Here is a 14,968-nt window from a genome sequence, read left to right as displayed (position 1 = left end):
GAGGGTGACGGTAGTGGGCTCCGGGCCCGCGCGCGTGACGAGCGTGGCGCTCATCTCACGCCAGCGCCTCGGCCTTGATCTGCTCCACGGCATCGTCGAAGCCGCCGGAGGTGAGCGAGGAGCCAGCCACCTTGTCGACGTCGAGGTCGTCGATCGCGACGCCGACCACCTCGGCGGCGATGCCCGAGATGAACTTGTCCTGGTAGCCCTCGGACTGCGGGTCGCTGGCGCCGTTGACGATCTCGACGTCGGTCACGACGTCGGAGACGAGCGTGAGCGTGACCTCGACGCTCTGCTGGCCGCCCGGAGAGACGTACTCGCCCGTGGCGGTGTAGGTGCCGTCGGCGTAGGTGCTGCCGGCGGCCGCGGCGCCGGAGTCCGAGGTCGCCGCGTCGCTGGTGGCCGCGTCGTCGGAGGTGGTGGGGTCGCTCGCGGCGTCGGTGCTCTCCGACGCGGGCGCGCCCGTGTCCGACGCGTCGGGTTCCTGGGCTGCGGCCTCCTCCGTACCGCCGCACGCCGCGAGCGTGCCGACGACGGCGAGCGACGCCGTCGCGGTCGCGACGGTGCGGACCGTGCGGGCTCGGACGGACGGGCGGGCGGTCGTGGTGGCCATGGCAGTCTCCTCGGCTCGGACATTGGTTGACGGGTCAACCTGCTTGATCCAGTGTCACCCATGCGCACCGTCTGCACCCGTCAGTGCGCTGTGACTTTTCTGAGAGCGGGCTCGAGACCGGTCGTGGGGTCTAGGTTCTGGTCATGACGAAGTCCGAGAAGCGCGACGACAAGCCGGCGAAGCGCAAGGCCGCCAAGATCCCGAACGCGATCTACGAGGCCGAGCTGTTCCGGCTGCAGACCGAGCTCGTGAAGCTGCAGGAGTGGGTCAAGCTCAACGGCGAGCGCGTCGTCGTGATCTTCGAGGGGCGGGACGCGGCCGGCAAGGGCGGCGCGATCAAGCGGGTCACCGAGTACCTGTCGCCCCGCGTCGCGCGCATCGCGGCCCTGCCCGCGCCCACCGAGCGCGAGAAGACGCAGTGGTACTACCAGCGCTACGTGCAGCACCTGCCCGCCGCGGGCGAGATCGTGCTGTTCGACCGGTCCTGGTACAACCGCGCCGGCGTCGAGCGGGTCATGGGGTTCTGCACGCCCGAGGAGCTCGCGCGGTTCATGCGCGAGACCCCGATCTTCGAGCAGATGCTCATCAATGACGGCATCCACCTGCGCAAGTACTGGTTCTCCGTCTCCGACGAGGAGCAGCTCAAGCGGTTCCGCTCGCGACTGGACGACCCGCTCCGGCGGTGGAAGCTGTCCACGATGGACCTGGAGTCGATCAACCGCTGGGAGGAGTACTCCCGCGCGAAGGACGACATGTTCGTGCACACCGATGTGCCGATCTCGCCCTGGTACGTCGTGGAGTCCGACATCAAGAAGCACGCGCGGATCAACATGATCAGCCACCTGCTCTCCACGATCGCCTACACCGACGTGCCGCACGACAAGGTCGAGCTGCCGACCCGGCCGACCGGCAGCGGGAACTACCGTCGCCCGCCGCGCGAGCTCTACAAGTACGTGCCCGACCACGTCGCCGAGCTCGCCGGTGACCCCGAGCGTGACCTGTAGCGCGCCCGGGCGCGTGGCGACGGGAACGCGCGGGCCACAATGAGCGCATGAGCGAGAACACCCGCCTGCACCAGGCCGTCGCGAGCGCGGCGAACCACGAGACGGCCCGCGCGGTCCTCGGCCGACTCGACCTCGGCGGGCCCAACGCCGCGTTCGCCCTCCTGGGCGCCCTCACCCGGACCGTGGCGCGCCGCGTGACCAAGGCGGACTCCGCCGTCGTGCTCCGCGCCGGGAAAGTGACGCTCGAGGACGAGATCGTCGACGGTGAGGCCGAGCGCGCCCGCGACGTCGACGCCGAGGAGGCGTTCCTCGACGTGCTCGCCGGCCCCGACGGCGCCCGGGTGACCGCGGCGCGCGTGGGCGCGGACGGCACCGTGCACGAGGTGCTCGCGTGGGACCTGCTCGACGGCTGGCTGTGGCCCGCGCACACCGACCTCGACCACGCCACCCCCGGGCCGGAGGTGTGGCGCGTCGTCCTGGAGGACCAGCGCGAGGAGCAGCGCCGGACGAACCGCGCGCTCGAGGTCGGCTCGGCGATCCTGCGCACGATCCTCTCCTCGCTGCCCGAGGGCGAGAGCACGCTGCGCGTCGTCGACGCCGGTCCGGACCGCACGTACACCGTGCTGCGCGACTCCGCGGGCGCGCACATCCCCGCGACGCCCGCGTCGCTGCAGGCCGAGGCCGCGCTCATCGGCGGGCCGATCGCGTACGGTGCGGGTGCCGTCACGCTCGTGCTGCACACCGGCGAGGAGCACGCGGGCGGCGCGCAGCTGCGCTCGTGGCGGGTGGGTCCCGAGCGGGTCGAGCCGCTCGACGCACACGAGACGCGCTCGGAGTTCGGGCCGCGCTGGTTCGACCGGCACCACGGGCTGGAGTACGTGGACGCCGAGCCGATCACCGTCCCGGGCGCCTGAGGCTCGGGGAACGGACAGCTGGGGCTCGGGCGGCTGGTGCAGGCAGACCGATGACCACGGTACGCATCCGGCTGCGGTTCCCGATCGCGTGCCCGCCCGAGGTCGCCTGGCGCGCGCTGCACTCCCCGCGCGTGGCCGGCTCGCTGTACGCGCCGGTCGTCGTGCTGACGCCGGCCGACCCGGACGCAGCGCTCCCGCCGGCGTGGCGGCCCGGTGACAGCCTCGAGGTCACGGCCCGCATCCTGGGCGTCGTCCCGTTCGGTCGGTCGGTCATCCGGGTGCGGCGCGCGCACGTGACGCACGACGGCGTCACTCACCCCGTGTTCGTCGACGCCGGGTCGCCCGTGAGCGGGCCGCTCGCGCTGCTGACGTCGTGGGACCACCGGATGTGGGTGGAGCCAGGGGACTCCGGACGAGCTGTGGGTGGGGCTGCCTCGACCGGTCAGGCCGAGGGCGCGATCTGGAACGACCGGCTCACTGTCGGCGGCTGGGCCGCGTGGCTGCTCGGCCCCGGTCTGTGGGTGGCGTGGCAGGTCCGGGGCTGGCGGCTGCGCCGCCTCGCCCGGACCTGGCCCGACCAGCCCGACCTCGCCGCCGGGTAGCGCCCGCCGCTGTCGCCCCGGCCGACGCCGAGCGCTGAGGTCTGGTCAGGCCGATGCAACCCAGCGCTCGGCGCGAGGCGAGACGCCTACGAGAGGTGATGCTCGCCGTCGGGCATGGCGCTACTGACGTGGACTCAGGTGACCGGGCCGCGTCGCGGGGATGAGCAGCGCGGTGAAGAAGCCGATGACGAGCACGGCCGTCACGACGATCATCGTGTCCGTGACGGCGCTGGCGAAGCCCTGGTGGATCACCGACGTCACGACGGCGTCGATCTGCTGCTTCACGGCGTCGGGCACGCCGTCAGGGAGCGGGAAGCTCGCCGCGCCGCCGCTCTCGCCGCTGAACGAGCCGGCGGACGCGGCCTGCGTGATGCCGTCGACGAACGACTGACGGTAGTCCGCGGGGAGCTGGCCGGACGCGGCCTCCGCCGCCTCGGGCAGCCGGGACGCGAGGCGCGAGGTGAGCGCCGAGACGATGACGGCCGAGCCGAGCACGCCGCCCACCTGACGCGTCGTGTTGAAGGCGCCCGCGCCGGCGCCGGCCGTGCGGCCGTCCAGGCCGGACGTCGCGAGGTTCGCCAGCGGCGAGAACACCGAGCCCGTCCCCGCTCCGAACAGCAGCATCGGGAAGATGAGGTGCCAGGCCACGAGGTCGGGCTGGATGAGCCACGCGATGACGCCCACGCTGATCGCGATCATCGCGAAGCCGGCCGAGACCACCCACTTGCCCGGGACCCGGTCCGAGAGCCGGCCCGCGAGCGGCGCCACGACGCCCGAGATGAGCGAGCTCGGCAGGTTGAGGAGCGCCGTCTCGATCGGGGAGAGCCCGAGGATCGACTGCAGGAAGATCGTGAGCGGGAAGAAGATGCCGATCATCGCGAACGAGATCGTCATCCCGGACACGTTCGCCAGGGTGAACGTGCGGTTGCGGAACAGGCGCAGCGGCAGCAGCGCGGCCTCGCCGAGCCGGGCCTGCCACCAGAGGAAGACGACGAGGATGAGCACGCCCAGCCCGATGACGCTCCACACGGAGATCGGACCGGCGATCGTGCCCCAGTCGTAGGTCGAGCCCTCCTGGATGCCGAACACGAAAGCGCCGAGGCCGAGGACCGACAGCACCACGCCGACGACGTCGAAGCTCGTCCGGTGCCGCTCGAGCTTCGGCAGGTTGCGCAGCGCGAACCACAGCGCCACCACGCCGACCGGCACGTTGATGAAGAAGATCCACTCCCAGGACATGTACTCGACGAACACCCCACCGAGCAGCGGGCCGGCGATCGTCGCGACGCCCGCCGTCGCGCCCCACAGGCCCATGGCCGCGCCGCGGCGCTCGGGCGGGAAGACGCGGGTGATCATCGCCATGGTCTGCGGCGTCATGAGCGCCGCGCCGATGCCCTGCACGGCGCGCGCCGCGATGAGCAGCGCGATGTGTCCGGCGAACCCGCAGGCGGCCGAGGCGACGGTGAAGACGACGAGGCCGCCGATGAAGACGCGGCGGGAGCCGAAACGGTCGCCCAGGCGGCCGGCGAGGAGCAGCAGCGTGGCGTACGACAGGAGGTACGCCGAGGTCACCCAGCCGACGGCGACGAGGCTCGCGTCGAGGTCCTGCACCAGCGTGGGGACCGCGATGTTCACGATCGTGGTGTCGAGCATGATCATGAAGAAGCCGAGGATCAGCGGCGGCAGGATGCTCCACGGGCTGCGTCCGTGGAGGTCGACGAGCGGGACGATCGGGGACCGCCGCGCCGCGGCGGCGTCGGCCTGGGCCGTGGCGTCGGTGGGGGCGGTGTTCGTAGCGGAGTTCGGGGCGGACGAGACGGGCGACGGCGAGCCGGCGTCGGTCATGGAAGGCTCCCTCGGTCTGGTCGTGGGGACACGACGGGGCGACGTCGAGGCGCGGCGCGAGACCGCGGTCGGCAGGGCGGAGCCCGTCGGCTCGGCACCGACCGTGGCGGGGAGCGTGGCTCAGTGTAGGTGCAGTGACTGCAAGGTTCTGACGTGGTGTGACGAACGTGTCGCAGCGGGGGCGGGGGCGGGGGCGGGGGCGGGGGCGAACGGAGGACGGCCCGTCGCTACCGCTCCCGTTCGCGAGAGACTTCCCGTCCTTTCCCGAGAGACTTTCCGTTGAGAAGTCCGTCCAGGATCCTCTCGCGAAAGGACGGACTTCCTCTCGCGAAAGGACCAACTTCCTCTCGCGAAGGGTTGGCGGTTAGCGGGTGCCGTCGCGGCGGCGGGCGGGGGCGAGCAGGGCCATGCCCGTCAGCCACCAGGCCACGGCCGACACCGCGGCGGCGCCCAGCACGCCCCACCACCCGACGTCCGAGGCGCGCAGGAACGGGTACGGCATCGTGACCAGCCCCGTGGCCTCGGCGACGAGCGCGAGGGCGAGCCACGCCGTCGGCCACCCGAGCCACGCCGCCGCGACGCGCGCGGCGCGACCGAACCCTGCGCCCGAGCCGCCCGAGCCACCCGCTCCTACCAGCACCACGCGGTCCCCGTCCGCCCGGCACGCGACCACGGCCAGCACGGGCGCCGCCACGTGCAGCAGCACGCTCGCCGCGAGCGCACGCGGGCTGTCGAGCAGCCAGTACCCCTCGCCCTCCTGCGGCGCGATGAGCAGGAGGTATCCGACGCCCGAGGCGAGCGACGCCGTCGTGAGCATCCCGCGCGCGAGCACGAACGCGCGGCGGCGCTGCGCCGTCGTGCCCCCCGCGCCCTGCGCGGACCCGCCACCCGCGAGCGCCCACCCGCTCACCGCGAGCAGCCCGAGCGCCGACAGCACCGTGAGGTAGCTGAGCGTGACGGGCGGGGCGGCGTCGTTGACGGCCTGGAGCGCGAGCCCGACGGCGAGGCACGGCACGAGCGCCCACGTCGCCCGCCGCGCGGCGGCTTTCACCGGGCCCCCCGGTAGGCTCGCCCCGACCCGAAGGGCGGACCATGGACAGAGCACACGTCGTGGCCGCGGTCGACGACCATCCCGTGATGCTGCGCGGCCTCGCGTCGTTCCTCGGCGAGGAGAGCGGCATCGAGCTGCGCCTCATCGCCGCGACGTGCGACGAGCTGCTGGCCCTCGACCTCGGCGATGTCGACGTGGTCCTGCTCGACGTGGACCTCGGCGACGGCTCCGACGTCGAGGACAACGTCACGCGCATCCTTGCCGCCGGACCGCGCGTCATCCTCTACACCAACGAGCACCGCCCGGTCGTGGTGCGGGCCGCGCTCCGCGCCGGGGCGCTCGGCCTCGTCCTCAAGGGCGACCCCGAGTCCCACGTGGTGGAGGCGATCGAGAGCGCGGCCGCGGGCGAGCACTACGTGTCCTCGCGCCTGGCGATGCAGCTCGTCAACGACCCCGCCGGCGCCGTGCACCTCTCCCAGCGCGAGCAGGAGGTGCTCGAGCGGCTCGCTCTGGGCCTGCCCTACCCGGCGCTGGCCGCGGATCTCGGCATCGCCGTGACGACCGCCCGCACCCACGTGCAGCACGCCATGGACGCCTACGCCGAGGCGGGCATCACGCTGCGCGGCGGACCGCGCGAGGCTGTGGCCCGCAGCATCCGCGCGGGCCACATCGACCCGTTCCGGCCCTGACGCACGCCCCGGCCCCGTCACCCCGATCGAGCCGTCCGACCGATGATCCCGAACCGCACCGCCCGCGTCGACCTCGCGCTGCGTCGCGCGTTCGCCGTGTTCGCCCTGGTCGTGGCCGTGTTCGTGACCGGCACGCTGCTGCCGGGTACCGCGACCCCGCTGCGCGTCGCGGCGCTCGCGTTCGTGGTCGGCATCCTCGCGCTCGGCGCCGTCTCCTGGGTGCGCCGGCCGAGCCGTTGGCTCGTGAGCGTCGTGGCCCTCGCGGGTGCGGCGCTGCTGCTGGCGGGCCGGGTCGCCGTTCCCGAGGCCTCGCCCGAGGCCATGGCGATGGTGGTCGCGTACCTCGCCGGGCTCGTCGCGGTGTTCGCGCGCCGCGCCGTGGTGCTCGCGCTCGTCGGGCTCGTGGTGTGGGTCGTGGGCATCGGCGTGGTCCGGCCCTACGACATCGAGACGATCGCCGCCCTCGGCCCCGCGGTGGCGGCGGCGATCGCGATGGTGCTCTGCGTGCGCCTCATGGAGCGCATGGACGAACGCCTCGAGCGCGCCCGCGCCGACCACCTCGCGGCGGTGCGCGACGCCGTCGAGCAGGAGGCTCGCCTCGCGGCGCACCACCGCGCGCAGGCGATCCTGCACGACGACGTACTCGCCGCCCTGCGCGCATGCGGCACCGCGGCGGTACCGCGCGAGGACGCGGCCGCCTCGGCCGAGCGCGCGTGGTACGCGCTCGTCAGCGTCGACGACGAACGGCACGCCACGCGCGACCTCGTCGCCGACCTGCGCGAGGTCGAGGTGCCGGGGCTCGCCGTCGAGCTCACGACGGCGCAGCCCGAGCTCGCGCTGCCCGCACCGGTCGCGCAGGCCGTGCGCGACGCCGTCGCCGAGGCCCTGCGCAACGCGCGCCGGCACGCGGGGGTCGAGACCGCGACGGTCCTCGTGCGCGGCGACCGCCGCGCGCTGCGGGTGGCCGTGGCCGACCGCGGACGCGGGTTCGACCCCGACCGCACGTCGCAGTCCTACGGGCTGGAGCAGTCGGTGCGGCGCCGGATGAGCGACGTCGGGGGACGCGCCATCGTGGTGTCCGCGCCGGGAGCGGGCACCCGGATCGAGCTCGACTGGCGCGAGCGGGACTGGGTGGCCGACGAGGAGGAGGCACTGCTCGCCGTCGAGGAGGGTGTGCTGGGCGGCGCCCCGCACACGCCGCTGGTCAGAACGGCCCTCCGCGACGAGAACGGCCCCCCGGGGGCCGTGCTCGGCGCCGGAGGCTGTTCTCGACGCGACGGGCGCGAGTCGGACGGTGCAGATTGGGGTACGGGCGGCGCCACCCCGCGTCCCCACCCGCATGCCCCCGAGACGACGCTCACGAGCGTCATCGGTGATCCCCGCCTCGCGGCCGTGTGCGCGATCGCGCCGTTCGCGGCACTCGCACTGATGTGGGCCGTGATCGGGTTGGCGGGGGGCCAGCCGTGGTGGCTCGGCGGGTGGGCGCTCGTGCTCACCGGCTACGGCGCGTACGTGCTGTGGCGCGGCGAGCCGGGTGCCGTGCCGCCCTGGCACGAGCTGCTGCACGTGCTCGGCCTGACCGGCGTCGTCGCGTTCCTCGCGCAGGCGCCGCCGGGCACGTTCGAGACGGAGCTGGGCTGGCCGGTGTCGTTGGCCGCGCTGGTCGCGGCACCGACGGCGATCTACCGCGGCGGCTGGTCGGTGGTGGGCGTGACGGGCGCGTTCGTGGGCGTCGTCACGCTCACCGCCGTGCTGACCTCGCCGGATCCCGCCGGGTCCGCCCTCGTCGCGGCCCTGCCCGCGATCCTCAGCACGTGCTGGCCGCTCGCCGTCGGGGCCACGCTGCGCGCCGTGGTCATCGCGCTCGGCGCCCGCGCCGAGGCGGAGGCCGCGCTGACGCGCGAGACCGTCGCGCGCGAGGGCCTGGCGCGCCGACGCACCGCGGCGCTCGACAATCGGCTCACCCACCTGCGCACGCTGCTCGACCCCACGCTGGGCCGGATCGCTCGCGGCGAGGCCGATCTGTCCGACCCGCGGGTGCAGCGGGAGGCGCTCGACGCCGAACGCACCGCGCGCGATGAGCTCACCCTGCCGTGGTCGCTCACCCCCGCGCTCATCCGCGTGATTCGCTCCGCGCGCGCGGCCGGCGTGGAGATCACGCTCACCACCACGAGCGACCTCGTGCGCACGCCGCCGGCCGCGAGGCTGCTGCTGCAGACCGTGCTCGAGGAAGCCCACCCGCGCCGGGTCACCCTCACGGTGGCCGCCGACGACGCCCCCGTCTCGCTCGTGGCCGAGGTGGCCGACGACGCCGACCGGGCCGCCGTGATCGAGGCGTTGCGCTCGCGCGGCATCGACGTGCGCGACGTGGCGGGGACGGTGCTGGCGCGGGCCTGAGGGCGCCGTGGGCACTGGGTGGCCGGGCGGCGGGGACGGCGGCGCAGCCGGTACAGGCGCATCAGCCGCTGTGCGCACAGCTGTCGGTGCCGGCGGGGACGGCGGCGCAGCCGGTACAGGCGCATCAGCCGCTGTGCGCACAGCTGTCGGTGCCGGCGAGGCCGTCGACCCAGCCGTCGGTGCCGGCGAGGCCGTCGACGTGGCGGGGTGCGGCGCGGCAGTCGGTGCCGGCGCGAGCCGCACGTCGGGCAGAGAGGGACGGGCCGGCGGCCGAGCACCACGATCGCGGGGATCGCACTCGCTCGCCGCCGGCCCGTCCATCGCCCTCCGCGCTCGTGCGGGCGAGCCCGGGATCCGCGCCTGCTGCAACAGTAGCCCCCCGCTCGCGGCATGCCCCGGGGCTCGCCCGCACGCTCCACGGTGCCAAACCCGGGCGACGTCCAACAGTCGTTGTTTTCGACCACGCCCTCAGCGCAGCTCGGGACGGCGCCGGCGACCGACCGCCCTTCGGACCGCGACCGACCTCGCCTTGGCCGGCAGGCGGGCCGGCAACCGCGGGCGCTCCGGACGCTTCGACTGGTCGCCCCGACGGATTGACTGTCCAGACCGCAGATCGCACCGGGCGCGCCCGCGCAGACGCTCCTGACCTGCAGCGACGCCGGGCGGCTGACGCACTCGCCGATCTGACCAGTCAACGTGCACGGCCCACCAGTCAAAGCGCACACCTGCGGGGCCGCTCGCCCTCCGCCCCCGCCGTCAGCCCGGAAACAGCACCACCGGCACGGGCGCGTGCCGCAGGATCTTCGCGGCCGTCGAGCCGAGAAACACGCGGCGCAGCACGCCGCCCCCGTGCGACCCGACGGCGAGCAGGTCGCCCGGCTCCCAGTCCACGGCGTCGACGGCGTCGAGCCAGTCCTCCCCGAGCGCGAGCGACGCGTCGCCCTCGTCGAGGCCCGCGGCTCGGGCCGCCGCCTCGAGCGCCTCGCGCGCCTGCGTCTGCCACGCCTCGAACACCTCGTCCTCGACGTCGAGGCCCACCTCCGGCGGGTACATCCCGTGCGGCGCGCGGCCGAAGGTCACGGCTCGCACGCGCAGCCCCGCCTCGCGCGCGAACTCAGCCATCTCGGCCAGCAGCTCGGGCGGGTCGGCGGGCGACCAGGCCGCGACCACACGGTCGAGCGTGGCGGTCCGGTGCCCGCGCGGGGCGACCAGCACCGGGACGGGAGACGAGTGCGCGAGGGCGTTCGCCGTCGAGCCCAAGGTCACCTGACCGAGCGCGCCGTTCGCACCCGACCCGAGCACGAGGGCGCTCGGGTGCAGCGCCTCGATCGCCTCGTGCAACGCGGCGACCGTCGAACGCGCCTCCACGGTGTGGGTCCGCGCGACGACGTCGGGCGCGAGCAGAGCGAGCTCCTCGAGTCCGCGCCGGGTCGACTCGTCGGCGCTCTCGCGCGCCCACTGCCGGAACTCCCCGTCGCCGGCGCCGGGCGTCGCCGGCCAGCTGCGCACGACGGCGTGCACCAGCTCGACCTCCTCGCCCCGCGCGCGGGCGAGCCCGGCCGCGAGCGCCAGCGCGTGCCGCCCGGACCGCTCGGGCGCGCAGCCGACGAGCACGCTCATCGTGCGTCCCTCCCGTCGCCCGCGCCGGGCGCGTCCGCCGGGTCGAGCTTGGCGTCGTAGGGATCGTCCTCGCCGGCAACGGTGCCCGCACCCTCGAGCAGCGTGCCGTCCGCCGCGAGCAGCGTGTTGAGCCGCGAGTGCCGCCGGCCCCACAGGAGGTAGAACGCGAGCACGACCGACAGCCACAGCAGAAACCACACGTACGTGTACCAGTGCAGCCCGGTGAGCACGTAGCCGCACGCGATGACCGACAGGATCGGCGTGACCGGGTAGCCCGGCACGCGGAAGCCGCGCGGCAGGTCGGGGCGGGTGCGGCGCAGCACGAGGACGCCGATGCTCACCACGATGAACGCGACGAGCGTGCCGATCGAGACGAGGTCCCACAGCGAGTCCAGCGGCACGAACCCGGCGAGCAGCCCGACGACGATCGCGACCACCACGGTGTTGCGCACCGGGGTGTGGGTCCGGGGGTTCACGACGGCGAACGATCGCGGGAGCAGCCCGTCGCGTCCGATCGCGAACAGGATCCGCGTCTGCCCGTACATGGTCACGAGCGTGACGGAGAAGATCGAGATCACCGCGCCGGCCGCGAGCACCGTGCCGGGCCAGGTCTGACCGGTGACCATCTCGAGGATCTTCGAAAGACCGGCATCCCCCTGGTCGGCGTCGGAGAACGCCGTCCACGGCTGGGTGCCCAGGGCCGCGACGGCGACGAGCAGGTAGATCGAGATGACGATGAGCAGCGCGGAGATGATGGCGACGGGCAGGGCGCGCTGCGGGTTGCGCACCTCGTCCCCGGCGGTGGAGACGGCGTCGAGACCGATGAACGTGAAGAAGATCGACCCGGCCGCGAGCGTGATGCCGTGCACGCCGTTCGGCGCGAAGTCGGCGAAGTTGTCGGCGCTGAACGCGGTGAACGCGACCGCGGCGAAGAACACCAGCACCGCGAGCTTGATGAGCACCATGATCGCGTTGGCGCGCGCCGACTCGCTCGCTCCGCGGATGAGCAGGAGGCAGCACATCGCCACGAGGATCACCGCGGGCAGGTTGATCACGCCCGGGGTGTCGGCGAACGGGCCGGCCCGGACGACGTCCGGGATCGCCCAGCCGGTGAGGTTCTGGATGAGCAGCGCGAGGTAGTCCCCCCACCCGACGGACACGGCGGCCGTGGAGACGCCGTACTCCAGCAGGAGGCACGCGGCGACGCCCATCGCGACGATCTCGCCGAGCGTCGCGTACGCGTAGGAGTAGGTCGAGCCGGAGACCGGGACCGTCGAGGCCATCTCCGCGTAGCAGAGCGCCGAGAGGCCCGCCGCGACGCCCGCCAGGAGGAAGGCGACGATGACCGCGGGCCCGGCGTCGGGCACCGCCTCGTGCATCACGAAGAAGACACCGGTGCCCACCGTCGCCCCGACGCCGAACATCGTGAGCTGGAACGTGGAGAGGTTCCGGGCGAGACCGCCGCTGGAGCTCGCGGGGGGCGTGATCGGCTTGCGGCGCAGGAGCTGACCGGAGAACGACGCGGGACCTGCCACGGGGACCTCCGAGGGAAGGGCGGGCCGGCAGTCGCCGGGTGCGCACACGATAGCGCCTGCGGCGTTCGCCAGGCTCGACCTCCTGGCTCGAGTCGCGTCCGGCGGACCTCCGAGGCGGCCCAACGGCAAAGTTGGGACCAACGGCCCATCCCGCTCGTACCAAGCGGCCCGTAGCGTCGCCACGTCACCCCGATGAAGGAGCCCGCGATGACCGCTGCCGTCAGCCCCACCGCGCCCAGCCCCACGACCTCGGCCGGCCCGCGCGAGAGCGCGCGCCGCCCCCTCGACCTGCTCGCGCACGTCGCCCTCCCGCCCGAGGTGCGCGCCGCGATCGAGGCGAGCCCCGACGTCGTGATCCCCCGTTCGCGCGAGGAGCTCTACGCGCTCGCGCTGGGCCCGGCGAACGGCCCGACGTTCGTCGTCGCGTACGACGCGCCCACGCCCGACGGCGACCGGACCCGCCGCATTGTGGAGGCGACCGTGGTCCGCTGCCGCAACGGCATGGCGGTGAACTACCCCGAGGACTACATCCGTCGCCGCGACCCAGACTGCATGCGGATCGCCGACGACCTGCCGACCGACAAGCCGCGGTACGCCGACCGCGAGGGCGGCCCGTTCGATCCGGTGCGGACGCAGACGCTCGAGTGGCTCGCGACGCAACCCCTCGCCGTCGTGCCCTTCAAGGCCGGCGGCAAGGCGTACGGCTACCCGAGCGTCGCCGTCGTGCCGCAGAACGCGGCGTTCTTCGCGCTCGCACTCGTGGACCTGCAGGGCTGGGTGACGTTCGAGGAGCTCGGGGCGTTCACGCCGCGCAGCCTCATGTTCGTGGCGCCGCCGTTCCGGCACACGCACTTCGAGGGCCGCCAGGTCGTGGTGCACAACCGCTCCGACGAGCGGCACGAGGTGTGGGCCTACAACCTCTACCCGGGTCCGAGCGCCAAGAAGGGCGTGTTCTCGGTGCTGCTCGACATCGGCGAGCGCGAGGAGCGGCCCTGGTACACCGCGCACGCCTCGTCGGTGCTCGTGACGACCCCGTACGACAACGAGGTCGTCATCATGCACGAGGGCGCATCGGGGGGCGGGAAGTCCGAGATGACGCAGGAGCTGCGGCGCATGGAGGACGGCCGCATCCTGCTGGGCAGCAACGTCGTGACGAACGAGCCGTACATCATCACGCTCGCCGAGTCCTCGACGCTGCGGCCCGTCACCGACGACATGACGCTGTGCCACCCCGGGCTGCCGGCCGAGCAGGGCAAGCTCGGCATCGCCGACGCCGAGGACGGCTGGTTCATCCGGATCGACGGGCTCAAGGCGTACGGCGACGACCCGCAGCTCGAGCGGATCTGCATCCAGCCGGGTGAGCCGCTCGTCTTCTTCAATGTCCAGGGCGTGGCCGACGCGACGATCCTGCCCTGGGAGCACACGCCGGACTCGAACGGGAAGCCGTGCCCGAACCCGCGGGTCGTGGTGCCACGGCGCCTCGTGCCGCGCGTGGTCGACGAGCCCGAGCAGGTGGACATCCGCACGTTCGGCGTGCGCATGCCGGCGTGCACCCGTGACAAGCCGACCTACGGGATCATGGGCATCGCGCACATCGTGCCGCCCTCGCTCGCGTGGGTCTGGCGCCTCATCGCGCCGCGCGGGGACAAGAACCCCTCGATCGGGGAGTCCGCGGCCGAGAAGAAGACGCTGCGCCACGGCGGCCTCGTGGCCGAGGGCGTCGGGTCGTACTGGCCGTTCTCGACCGGCACGAAGGTCGGGGCCGCGAACCTGCTGCTGCGCCAGATCGTCTCGGCGCCGCGCACCCGCTACGTGCTCACGCCGAACCAGCACATCGGCGCCTACCACGTGGGGTTCGCGGCCGAGTGGCTCACCCGGGAGTACCTCGCGCGCCGCGGTGTGGCCCGGCTGCGGCGCGATCGGCTCACCCCGGCTCGCTGCTCGCTGTTCGGCTACTCCCTCACGGAGTTCGTCATCGACGGCCAGACGATCCGACCGACGCTGCTGCGCCCGGAGTTCCAGTCGCAGGTCGGCGAGGAGGCCTACGACGCCGGCGCCAAGATCCTGCAGGACTTCTTCGCCGCCGAGCTGTCCGCGTTCCTCACCGACGAGCTCGACCCGCTCGGGCGCTCGATCATCGAGGCCGTGCTGCGCGGGGCGACCGTCGCCGAGTACGAGGAGCTCACGCCGATCGTGACGTGAGGCGGTCGCGGCTTCGGGGTGGTGCCCGACGGCGTGGCTCGCGTCGCACCGTCGGCCCCGTTCGCGAGAGGTTCTCCGTCCTTTCGCGAGAGGTTCTCCGTCCTTTCGCGAGAGGTTCTCCGTCTTTTCGCGAGAGGGTTTCCGTCCTTTCGCGAGAGGTTCTCCGTCCTTTCGCGAGAGGGTTTCCGTCCTTTCGCGAGAGGGTGGTGGGCACACGGCGTCCCCACCACCCTCTCGCGTTCGTGCGAGCAGACCGCGCCCGACGGCGAACGGTGCGTGACGCCGTCGGGCGCGGTGGGTGGGGCGGGTCGCCTCGCCCGCCCCACCACCGCCGAACCCGGCCGCTCGCGGTCTCGATCAGGAGGCGCCGCCGCGGGTCCTGCGCCGCCTGGAGAGCGCCACCGACGTGGCGCCCAGCACCAGGAGCACGGCCGCGAGGGTGACGAACAGCCCTGGGCCGTCGCCGCCGCGCTCGTCCCGCACGACGGCGGACCTC

The 14,968-nt window shown here is 73.6% G+C and carries 12 protein-coding genes; 6 read left to right on the top strand and 6 right to left on the bottom strand.

The genetic code is table 11. The features are described 5' to 3' along the window. Nucleotides 1-55: 55 nt before the first annotated feature. Nucleotides 56-613 carry an FMN-binding protein gene (locus FH969_RS07060; RefSeq protein WP_139986624.1) on the bottom strand — a complete coding sequence of 186 codons (558 nt, stop codon included), beginning with the start codon at nucleotides 611-613 and terminating at the stop codon, nucleotides 56-58. A 143-nt stretch (nucleotides 614-756) separates the two neighbouring features. On the opposite strand from FH969_RS07060, the gene ppk2 reads away from it, so the two are divergent. From ppk2 to FH969_RS07045, 3 genes are read left to right on the top strand one after another with little or no spacing between them, the layout of a single operon-like run. Beyond that, nucleotides 757-1,617 (top strand): polyphosphate kinase 2, encoded by an 861-nt coding sequence (ppk2, locus tag FH969_RS07055; RefSeq protein ID WP_139986623.1) that lies wholly within the window; start codon nucleotides 757-759, stop codon nucleotides 1,615-1,617. A 47-nt stretch (nucleotides 1,618-1,664) separates the two neighbouring features. Continuing rightward, nucleotides 1,665-2,531: a hypothetical protein gene (locus tag FH969_RS07050; RefSeq protein WP_139986622.1), complete on the top strand. Its 867-nt coding sequence runs from the start codon at nucleotides 1,665-1,667 to the stop codon at nucleotides 2,529-2,531. A gap of 50 nt (nucleotides 2,532-2,581) precedes the next feature. Beyond that, a complete protein-coding gene (locus tag FH969_RS07045; protein ID WP_139986621.1) occupies nucleotides 2,582-3,133 on the top strand; it encodes a hypothetical protein in 552 nt (183 codons plus the stop codon). Between the two features lie 120 nt (nucleotides 3,134-3,253). Here FH969_RS07045 and FH969_RS07040 read toward each other — a convergent pair whose 3' ends face one another. Then, entirely contained in the window at nucleotides 3,254-4,978 is a 1,725-nt protein-coding gene (locus tag FH969_RS07040) for an MDR family MFS transporter (protein WP_139986620.1), read from the bottom strand. Nucleotides 4,979-5,342: 364 nt separating this feature from the next. Beyond that, nucleotides 5,343-6,029: a hypothetical protein gene (locus FH969_RS07035; RefSeq protein WP_139986619.1), complete on the bottom strand. Its 687-nt coding sequence runs from the start codon at nucleotides 6,027-6,029 to the stop codon at nucleotides 5,343-5,345. Between the two features lie 41 nt (nucleotides 6,030-6,070). On the opposite strand from FH969_RS07035, the gene FH969_RS07030 reads away from it, so the two are divergent. Further along, complete coding sequence (locus FH969_RS07030) at nucleotides 6,071-6,718, top strand: response regulator (RefSeq protein WP_139986618.1); 648 nt, start codon at nucleotides 6,071-6,073, stop codon at nucleotides 6,716-6,718. A 42-nt stretch (nucleotides 6,719-6,760) separates the two neighbouring features. After that, entirely contained in the window at nucleotides 6,761-9,115 is a 2,355-nt protein-coding gene (locus FH969_RS07025; RefSeq protein WP_139986617.1) for an ATP-binding protein, read from the top strand. A gap of 756 nt (nucleotides 9,116-9,871) precedes the next feature. Here the strand turns inward: FH969_RS07025 and FH969_RS07020 are convergent. Both FH969_RS07020 and FH969_RS07015 read right to left on the bottom strand, forming a co-directional pair. Further along, nucleotides 9,872-10,735 (bottom strand): universal stress protein, encoded by an 864-nt coding sequence (locus FH969_RS07020; RefSeq protein ID WP_139986616.1) that lies wholly within the window; start codon nucleotides 10,733-10,735, stop codon nucleotides 9,872-9,874. Then, the gene (locus FH969_RS07015; RefSeq protein WP_139986615.1) at nucleotides 10,732-12,270 is read right to left on the bottom strand and encodes an APC family permease; all 1,539 of its coding nucleotides are present in this window, start codon (nucleotides 12,268-12,270) and stop codon (nucleotides 10,732-10,734) included. The genes FH969_RS07020 and FH969_RS07015 overlap by 4 nt, the downstream gene beginning before the upstream one ends. 207 nt (nucleotides 12,271-12,477) lie before the next feature. Between FH969_RS07015 and FH969_RS07010 the strand changes: the two genes are divergently transcribed. Next, nucleotides 12,478-14,472: a DUF4914 family protein gene (locus FH969_RS07010; RefSeq protein WP_139986614.1), complete on the top strand. Its 1,995-nt coding sequence runs from the start codon at nucleotides 12,478-12,480 to the stop codon at nucleotides 14,470-14,472. A gap of 357 nt (nucleotides 14,473-14,829) precedes the next feature. On the opposite strand, the gene FH969_RS15955 is transcribed toward FH969_RS07010, so the two are convergent. Next, nucleotides 14,830-14,955 carry a hypothetical protein gene (locus tag FH969_RS15955; RefSeq protein ID WP_255421195.1) on the bottom strand — a complete coding sequence of 42 codons (126 nt, stop codon included), beginning with the start codon at nucleotides 14,953-14,955 and terminating at the stop codon, nucleotides 14,830-14,832. Nucleotides 14,956-14,968 lie beyond the last annotated feature (13 nt).

Origin of the sequence: Miniimonas arenae, from assembly GCF_006351005.1 — a bacterium.
GTDB lineage: Bacteria > Actinomycetota > Actinomycetes > Actinomycetales > Beutenbergiaceae > Miniimonas > Miniimonas arenae.
The sequence above is the reverse complement of the archived record's forward strand: the minus strand, read 5'-3'. Positions and strand labels throughout refer to the sequence as shown.